Origin of the sequence: Shigella sp. FC1544 (assembly GCF_001722145.1) — a bacterium.
Taxonomy (GTDB): Bacteria; Pseudomonadota; Gammaproteobacteria; order Enterobacterales; family Enterobacteriaceae; genus Escherichia; species Escherichia coli.
Genome location: NZ_MECT01000080.1, coordinates 1 through 8,158 on the forward strand (window position 1 = coordinate 1; position 8,158 = coordinate 8,158).

Here is an 8,158-nt window from a genome sequence, read left to right on the forward strand (position 1 = left end):
TTTCTGGTGCGTACCGGGCTGAGAGGCGGTGTAAGTGAACTGTAGTTGCCATGTTTTACGGCAATGAGAGCAGAGATAGCGCTGATGTCCGGCAGTGCTTTTGCCGTTACGCACCACGCCTTCAGTAGCGGAGCAGGAAGGACATCTGATGGAAATGGAAGCCACGCAAGCACCTTAAAATCACCATCATACACTAAATCAGTAAGTTGGCAGCATTACCAAAGCCCACTTCATCTTTCGGTAACTGCACGCCCAACCGTTTATCAATAATGGTTAACGCTTCTTCCCCTAGCTGGAACTCTTTCGGGTAAAGCCGCTGGATATCCCACAGCAACGGGTTGGGCAGCAACACGTTTTGCTGAAAGCGTTTAATCGCAAACTGGCAATGGTCAGTTAGCGAGATATAAATACTGTCCTGTAATTTTCCCAAGCGCTCCTGCGCTAAAGAGATAATACGATCACAGGTTGCCATCACCTCAAGAGGAATATGACTTAAGAGTTCGCTTAATCGCCCGTTCAGTTCATGACTGCTCAAGGCATACTCTTTTTCTATTCCACTTGAGTTAATTCTTTCGCCAGCGCGTTTTTGAAAGCCAATTCCTCGCCCCATGACGACTTTTTCCCGCTGTTGATCATCAATAACCACCACAACATTATTGTTGAGAATTTTGGTGATTTGCATGTTCATAGCAAGGACCTTTTTTATAAACAAAAAAAACCGACTTCACCAGTATTCTCTGGTTATGTCAGGTTTTGCCTGCGAATGCAGTAACAATCCAGTCATTTATTAATGGTTTTTATAACGAACATCCAGGTTCGGAAATTAATTTAATTGCGTGCAGAGAAAATAGCAATGCGCTATTGATAAAAATATGACCATGCTCGCAGTTATTAACTTTGTGTAATTTTAGGAATTTATAAAGTTATATATAACAAATCCCAATAATTAAGTTATTGGGATTTGTCTGGTGAATTATTTGTCGCTATCTTTTCCCGCCAGCAGTTTATCCAGCTCATCACCGCCTACATGACGGAAATCCTGCCCCTTCACGTAGTAGAAGATAAACTCACAAATATTCTGGCAGCGGTCGCCAATACGTTCGATAGAACGCGCGCAGAACAGCGCAGTAAGTACGCTCGGAATGGTACGCGAATCTTCCATCATGTAGGTCATCAGTTGACGAACAATACCTTCGTATTCCTGATCGACTTTTTTATCTTCACGATAAATACGTACCGCTTCGTCAATGTCCATCCGCGCGAACGCGTCCAGCACGTCGTGCAGCATCTGGATGGTATGACGGCCCAGCGACTCCAGACTTACCAGCAACGGCTGATGCTGCTGGGAGAATTTCTCCAGCGCAGTACGGCAGATTTTGTCCGCCACGTCGCCAATACGCTCCAGCTCGGCAATGGTTTTACTGATCACCATAACCAGTCGCAGGTCGCTCGCCGTCGGCTGACGTTTGGCGATAATGCGCACGCAGGCTTCATCGATCGCCACTTCCATCATGTTGACGTTCTTGTCGCCTTCGATCACGCGCTTCGCCAGATCGCTGTCCTGGTTATGCATCGCGGTGATTGCATCAGAAAGCTGCTGCTCCACCATGCCGCCCATGGTCATCACCTGCGTGCGGATACTTTCCAGTTCGGCGTTGAACTGGCCGGAAATATGTTTATTAAGATTGAGACTGTCCATAACGCACTCCTGAATCAACCGTAACGACCGGTGATGTAGTCTTCTGTTTGTTTCTTCGCTGGCTTGGTGAACAGATCGTCCGTGTTGCTGAACTCAATCAATTCGCCCAGGTACATAAACGCCGTGTGGTCGGAACAACGCGCAGCCTGCTGCATGTTGTGGGTGACGATCACCACGGTGTAATCCTGCTTCAGTTCGGTGATCAGCTCTTCAATACGCCCGGTAGAGATAGGGTCGAGCGCCGAACACGGTTCGTCGAGCAGCAGCACTTCCGGGCGAATGGCGATACCACGCGCAATACACAGACGCTGTTGCTGACCACCAGAGAGAGAGTAACCGCTCTGGTGCAATTTATCTTTGGTTTCGTTCCACAATGCGGCTTTGGTCAATGCCCACTGCACGCGCTCGTCCATGTCGGCACGGGAGAGCTTCTCAAACAGACGAACGCCAAAAGCGATGTTGTCGTAGATGGACATCGGAAACGGCGTCGGTTTCTGGAACACCATGCCCACTTTCGCACGCAGCAGTGCGATATCCTGAGAGTTGGTCAGGATGTTGTCGCCATCAAGCAGAATTTCACCTTCCGCACGCTGCTCCGGGTACAGTTCAAACATTTTGTTGAAGGTACGCAGCAGCGTCGATTTACCGCAGCCGGACGGCCCGATAAACGCCGTAACCTGGTTTTTAGCGATATCCAGGTTGATGTTTTTCAGGGCATGGAATTTGCCGTAGTAGAAGTTCAAATTACGAACCTGAATTTTACTCGGGGCAGTTTCAACCATACTCATTGCAATCTTTTCCTCATCGTGCCTGATGCACTTCGCTAATCAGGCTTACCGTAGGCCGGATAAGGCGTTCACGCCGCATCCGACAAAGTGTTAACCGTGTTTATTCTTCGCAAAAACAACGCGCGCTAGAATGTTCAGCAGCAGTACGCACAGGGTAATAATCAATACCCCGGCCCAGGCCAGTTGTTGCCATTCCGCAAACGGGCTCATCGCAAACTTAAAGATCGTCACCGGCAGGTTGGCGATCGGCTGCATCATGTCCGTGCTCCAGAACTGGTTGGAGAGCGCGGTAAACAGCAGCGGCGCGGTTTCACCAGCAATACGGGCAATCGCCAGCAGGATACCGGTCATGATCCCGGACACCGACGCTTTCAGCGTAATCGCAGAGATCATCTTCCACTTCGGTGTACCCAGCGCATAAGCCGCTTCACGCAGGCTGTCCGGCACCAGTTTCAGCATGTTCTCGGTGGTGCGGATAACAATCGGCACCTGCAACAGCGCCAGGGCAATCACGCCCGCCCAGCCAGAGAAGTGCTCCATCTGCGCCACCACGATGGTGTAAACAAACAGACCAACCACAATCGACGGCGCGGAGAGCAGAATGTCGTTAATGAAGCGAATCACTTCTGCCAGCCAGGATTTACGACCATATTCCGCCAGATAAATCCCCGCCATAATGCCCAGCGGCGTACCGAATACCGTGGCCCACAAAATTAACAGCCCGCTACCCGCCAGGGCGTTCGCTAGACCACCACCTTCCGTATTGGGCGGCGGCGTCATTTCAGTGAACAGCGCCAGCGACATACCGTCGATACCGCGAGTGATGGTGGACATTAAAATCCAGATCAGCCAGAACAGGCCGAAGGCCATCGTCGCCATCGAGAGCGTCAGCGCAATACGGTTTTTGAGGCGGCGACGCGCCTGCATTTTGCGGCGAGATTCAGCCAGCGCCGCAGTGGTTTGGATTTCAACCATAGCCATTAGCGTGCCCCCTCATTCTTAGCCAGGCGCATAATCATAAACTTCGATGCGGCGAGGACGATGAAGGTAATCACAAACAGGATCAGGCCCAGTTCCATCAGTGCGGCAACGTGCAGACCGGATTCCGCTTCCGCAAATTCGTTCGCCAACGCAGAGGTGATACTATTGCCCGGCATGTACAGCGAGGCGCTGTCGAGCTGGTAGGTGTTACCGATGATAAAGGTCACCGCCATGGTTTCACCGAGCGCGCGGCCCAGCCCCAGCATGATGCCGCCGATAACACCATTTTTGGTGAACGGAAGAACGATACGCCAGATAACTTCCCAGGTGGTGCAGCCAATACCGTAGGCCGACTCTTTCATCATCACCGGGGTTTGTTCGAACACATCACGCATTACCGCCGCAATGTACGGAATAATCATGATGGCGAGGATCACGCCTGCCGCGAGGATACCGATACCAAATGCGGGGCCAGAGAACAGCGCGCCAACAATCGGGATATTCGACATGATATTGCCGACCGGCTCCTGAAAGTAAACGGCGAACAGCGGCGCAAAGATAAACAGGCCCCACATGCCGTAAACGATACTTGGAATGGCTGCCAGCAGCTCAATGGCGATACCCAGCGGGCGTTTCAGCCAGCCAGGCGCAAGCTCAGTCAGGAACAGGGCGATACCGAAACTCACCGGGACGGCGATCAGCAGCGCGATAAACGAAGTCACCAACGTACCGTAGATCGGCACCAGCGCCCCGTAGATATCGTTCGGTGCATCCCACTCTTTGGTCCATAGGAAAGCCAGACCAAATTTCTGAATGCTCGGCCAGGAGGAGATGATCAGAGAGACAATAATGCCACCCAACATCAATAGCACAATCAGCGCCGCCAGTTTTACCAGCACGCTGAAAATTATGTCGCCCTTTTTACCCGGTGGGTTAAAAGCAGGCTTGGTTGCAGCCATAAGTTACTCTTCAGTTAAACGCGTTTACAAAGTCATTTTGTAATGCCGGATGCGGCGTAAAACACCGTACCCGGCCTGGAGTTTTATTAGTACAGCGGCTTACCGCTACTGTCTTTAATATTGGTCTTCCACGCAGCGCGAACCTGTTCAACTACACTATCCGGCAGGCTGGCGTAATCCAGGTCGTTCGCCTGTTTAGCCCCGGTTTTGTACGCCCAGTCGAAGAATTTCAGCACTTCTGTGCCTTGTTCTGGTTTCTTCTGATCTTTGTGGATCAGAATGAACGTGGTAGAGGTAATAGGCCATGCATCTTCGCCTTTCTGGTTGGTCAGATCCTGAGCGAAGGTTTTGCTCCAGTCTGCACCTTTTGCTGCATTAGCGAAGTTTTCTTCGGTCGGACTAACCGGTTTACCATCAGCGGAGATCAGTTTGGTGTACGCCAGGTTGTTCTGCTTCGCGTAAGCATATTCAACATAACCAATTGCACCCGGCAGACGCTGAACGAACGCGGCGATACCGTCGTTACCTTTACCGCCCAGACCGATCGGCCATTTTACGGTAGAGCCAGTACCAACGTTGTTTTTCCACTCTTCGTTCACTTTCGCCAGGTAGCTGGTGAAGACGAAGGAAGTCCCGGAGCCATCTGCGCGGCGTACTACAGCAATGTTTTGTGAAGGCAGTTTCAGACCCGGATTCAGTTTGGCGATGGCTTCATCATCCCACTTCTTGATTTTGCCCAGGTAGATGTCGCCGAGGGTTTTACCATCCAGCACCAGTTCGCCAGACTTCAGCCCTGGAATGTTAACCGCCAGCACCACGCCGCCAATCACGGTCGGGAACTGGAACAGACCTTCCTGAGCCAGTTTTTCGTCAGACAGCGGCGCGTCAGAGGCACCAAAATCAACGGTATTAGCGATAATCTGTTTTACGCCACCGGAAGAACCGATACCCTGGTAGTTAACTTTATTACCGGTTTCTTTCTGGTAAGTGTCAGCCCATTTGGCATACACCGGCGCAGGGAAGGTTGCACCTGCACCTGTCAGGCTTGCTTCTGCAAACACAGAGAAAGCGCTCATCGATAAGGTCGCGGCGACAACAGTTGCGACGGTGGTACGCATAACTTTCATAATGTCTCCTGGGAGGATTCATAAAGCATTGTTTGTTGGCTACGAGAAGCAAAATAGGACAAACAGGTGACAGTTATATGTAAGGAATATGACATTTTTATGACAGAAAGGAATTACCAAATAACTTACTGATTTTAAATGTGAAGATGAAAATCCCACATGTCATCTTTTTGTCATGATGCATTTAAAAGTGATAAAGAAATGGGTGAGATGACAACGATGTGATGAACAATCGTTGTCAGACCTATTAGCGCACAATCTCAACAGTTATCGTCGCTGTTGCAGTAAATTGCCCCGGGGCTGGGCGAGCTCCAGTAAGGCTCGCAGGAGCAGCTGAAAAAGTTACACTACCTGATTTTTCACCATACACTGTTGATTTACCCATGTCTGTTGGCAACTCACCACCGTTCACTTTGATTTCCTTATTATTTTTGTCGTAAATTTTTATCCCCACGTTAGAGTTTGAAGTTACGACCATTGAATTGTCCGTATTGGGTTCGGTAGCATAAAAAGACGTACTGATATCATCGGTATTCAGTATCCCCAGGTTTTCACACTCAATAGTGACCGTTTTAGTAATTTTATGTGTTGTTACCGCACTTCCAACAACAGATGAAAAATCTGCAGCTGGTATTTCTTTAAAATCAAAATAAACTGGCTGTAAATTATTTATTTCGCAACTTTGCGGAGCTGTAATATCGCCCCGAATATAAACATCAGCCATCGGCTGTGAGTAATCCACAGGGGTGTCACGGCTAATTGTTCCATACAATGTCACTATCTTTGTTTCAGGAATAATCAATTTTCCTGCAAATGTCTTCTTGATATAAAAATATACTATCGCTTTAGCCCCACTAGATATACTTAAAGGTTCAATGCGGTTGCAATTGTACTTTGTATTACCAGACGGGTTGTTAGCATGATATTCAAAAGGTGCATTCACATACCCAACCCCAAGAATATCTATAGCAATCCCAACATCAAGGTTCGGATTAAGATTATAATAATTAATATTAGAGTGAACCCCAGCATAAGTTAATGCCTGGTTTATTTTTGACGTATAATAGATATAGGGGAATTCTCCTACGTTACCAGTATCACAATGACAGCGTCCAGGATATGAGGATCCATTAGTTATAGTGGTGTTAAATGTCGTTCCAACCTTAATTTCGTTCGCGGTAATAAGATATCCCGAGAAATCAAGCGTACTGTGAAATACGCCATTATCAGGGGTACAGATACCTTTAGGAGCTGCAAGTGCTACACTACTTAACGAGAGCATAAACACAGCAAAGCACCACTGTTTGATATACTTGTTCATAAAAATCCTTTTAATGACATGTCACACCCTGTTCAATTAATCCGCTCTCACTTTCTGGTGTCGAAAGTGAATAATTGAAGATGCATTTTGTTGAGGCGTTTTCTCCCCAGGATAACGTAACCTGTCCTTTTTCTGGTAGACCAGAAAGATAAAGTTCGCCACGGTCACCGACAATTCCTGAATCTGCCAAACTTGCATCTTGTATCGCAGCAATGGCTCCAAAAGGTACCGGTTTACCATTTGCATTTAACACTCTGAAGAGAACGCGATAACCCACATGAGTCACAAACTCCGCTTTAACCACTGCACCACGCGTGGGAACCATCGTAACGACGGTATTATCAAGTTCTATATTCGACTTCGAGAAATAGTTATCGCTGATTGCTACCCGATTTTCATCATAAGGGTTTAGCTGTGTCTTGACCGTATAGCCGCGCCAGTCCGTCGCAGCACCGCGCATATTATCTATTTCTAACCCGGCGGCCCCAGGTGCTTTAACAAGAGCAATAGTTTCACCTAACTCCTGACTTAACGTTACCCCTTCGCTGTGTGCCAGAATTCCCCCTCTGATACCATAATTCAGCCTCTGGGAATTTTGGCTGTAGTTATAGCTGCCGTTCACCGTGCCATAAGAGCCATCATAGGTCAGGGACATATTACCGCCAACCTCATCATCATGACTGTTATAGGACTGCATTAAATTCCATGAAAGGTTATTTCTTTCCAGCGCCGTACCGCTGAGTCCGAGTTGATGTGAGCTACCGGAATTATCGTTTTGCGAAACAGAATAGGTGGCGTAACTATTACCCCACCAGCCCGATAAAGGAACAGATAAAGAGAGCATGTAGATCTGCTCACTGGTGTTATCACTGGCATGGTTGTTCCCCGTCCCCTGTCTGGCAGTATTGGAATAACTCCAGGAGACGTTCCACGAGAGACGCTTCCAGCTAGACTGGCCCCCTGAATCTCCAGACAACCAGTATCACTTAAATAAGTGATAGTCTTAATACTAGTTTTTAGACTAGTCATTGGAGTACAGATGATTGATGTCTTAGGGCCGGAGAAACGCAGACGGCGTACCACACAGGAAAAGATCGCAATTGTTCAGCAGAGCTTTGAACCGGGGATGACGGTCTCCCTCGTTGCCCGGCAACATGGTGTAGCAGCCAGCCAGTTATTTCTCTGGCGTAAGCAATACCAGGAAGGAAGTCTTACTGCTGTGGCCGCCGGAGAACAGGTTGTTCCTGCCTCTGAACTTGCTGCCGCCATGAAGCAGATTAAAG

At 48.6% G+C, this 8,158-nt stretch carries 8 protein-coding genes and 2 pseudogenes; 1 reads left to right on the top strand and 9 read right to left on the bottom strand.

The features are described 5' to 3' along the window. The 9 genes and pseudogenes from BGK49_RS25560 to lpfC-O113 form a co-directional block, all read right to left on the bottom strand. A partial coding sequence (locus BGK49_RS25560) for an IS1 family transposase (RefSeq protein WP_047664789.1) occupies window positions 1-165 on the bottom strand: 165 nt, incomplete at its 3' end. A gap of 55 nt (window positions 166-220) precedes the next feature. Beyond that, a pseudogene (bglG, locus tag BGK49_RS05920) lies at window positions 221-688 on the bottom strand (transcriptional antiterminator BglG); the annotation flags it as partial. Between the two features lie 285 nt (window positions 689-973). Beyond that, window positions 974-1,699 (bottom strand): phosphate signaling complex protein PhoU, encoded by a 726-nt coding sequence (phoU, locus tag BGK49_RS05925; RefSeq protein WP_000377786.1) that lies wholly within the window; start codon window positions 1,697-1,699, stop codon window positions 974-976. Window positions 1,700-1,713: 14 nt separating this feature from the next. Next, a complete protein-coding gene (pstB, locus tag BGK49_RS05930) occupies window positions 1,714-2,487 on the bottom strand; it encodes a phosphate ABC transporter ATP-binding protein PstB (RefSeq protein WP_000063125.1) in 774 nt (257 codons plus the stop codon). A gap of 90 nt (window positions 2,488-2,577) precedes the next feature. Then, window positions 2,578-3,468, bottom strand: a complete 891-nt coding sequence (pstA, locus tag BGK49_RS05935; RefSeq protein WP_001251975.1) for a phosphate ABC transporter permease PstA — start codon at window positions 3,466-3,468, stop codon at window positions 2,578-2,580. Then, window positions 3,468-4,427, bottom strand: a complete 960-nt coding sequence (gene pstC / locus BGK49_RS05940) for a phosphate ABC transporter permease PstC (RefSeq protein WP_000741620.1) — start codon at window positions 4,425-4,427, stop codon at window positions 3,468-3,470. Before pstC ends, pstA begins: the two co-directional genes overlap by 1 nt. A gap of 86 nt (window positions 4,428-4,513) precedes the next feature. Beyond that, window positions 4,514-5,554, bottom strand: a complete 1,041-nt coding sequence (gene pstS, locus BGK49_RS05945; RefSeq protein WP_000867146.1) for a phosphate ABC transporter substrate-binding protein PstS — start codon at window positions 5,552-5,554, stop codon at window positions 4,514-4,516. Between the two features lie 247 nt (window positions 5,555-5,801). Beyond that, window positions 5,802-6,875, bottom strand: coding sequence for a long polar fimbrial minor subunit LpfD-O113 (lpfD-O113, locus tag BGK49_RS05950; protein WP_001046014.1), 1,074 nt, complete (start codon window positions 6,873-6,875; stop codon window positions 5,802-5,804). Window positions 6,876-6,885: 10 nt separating this feature from the next. Next, a pseudogene (lpfC-O113, locus tag BGK49_RS05955) lies at window positions 6,886-7,836 on the bottom strand (long polar fimbrial usher protein LpfC-O113); the annotation flags it as partial. A gap of 78 nt (window positions 7,837-7,914) precedes the next feature. On the opposite strand from lpfC-O113, the gene BGK49_RS05960 reads away from it, so the two are divergent. Beyond that, the coding region (locus BGK49_RS05960) for a transposase (protein WP_000567704.1) at window positions 7,915-8,158 on the top strand (244 nt) is incomplete at its 3' end.

Coding starts and splice junctions, on each gene's coding strand:
- phoU (WP_000377786.1), bottom strand. CDS start 1,699: ATGGACAGTCTCAATCTTAATAAACATATTTCCGGCCAGTTCAACGCC.
- pstB (WP_000063125.1), bottom strand. CDS start 2,487: ATGAGTATGGTTGAAACTGCCCCGAGTAAAATTCAGGTTCGTAATTTG.
- pstA (WP_001251975.1), bottom strand. CDS start 3,468: ATGGCTATGGTTGAAATCCAAACCACTGCGGCGCTGGCTGAATCTCGC.
- pstC (WP_000741620.1), bottom strand. CDS start 4,427: ATGGCTGCAACCAAGCCTGCTTTTAACCCACCGGGTAAAAAGGGCGAC.
- pstS (WP_000867146.1), bottom strand. CDS start 5,554: ATGAAAGTTATGCGTACCACCGTCGCAACTGTTGTCGCCGCGACCTTA.
- lpfD-O113 (WP_001046014.1), bottom strand. CDS start 6,875: ATGAACAAGTATATCAAACAGTGGTGCTTTGCTGTGTTTATGCTCTCG.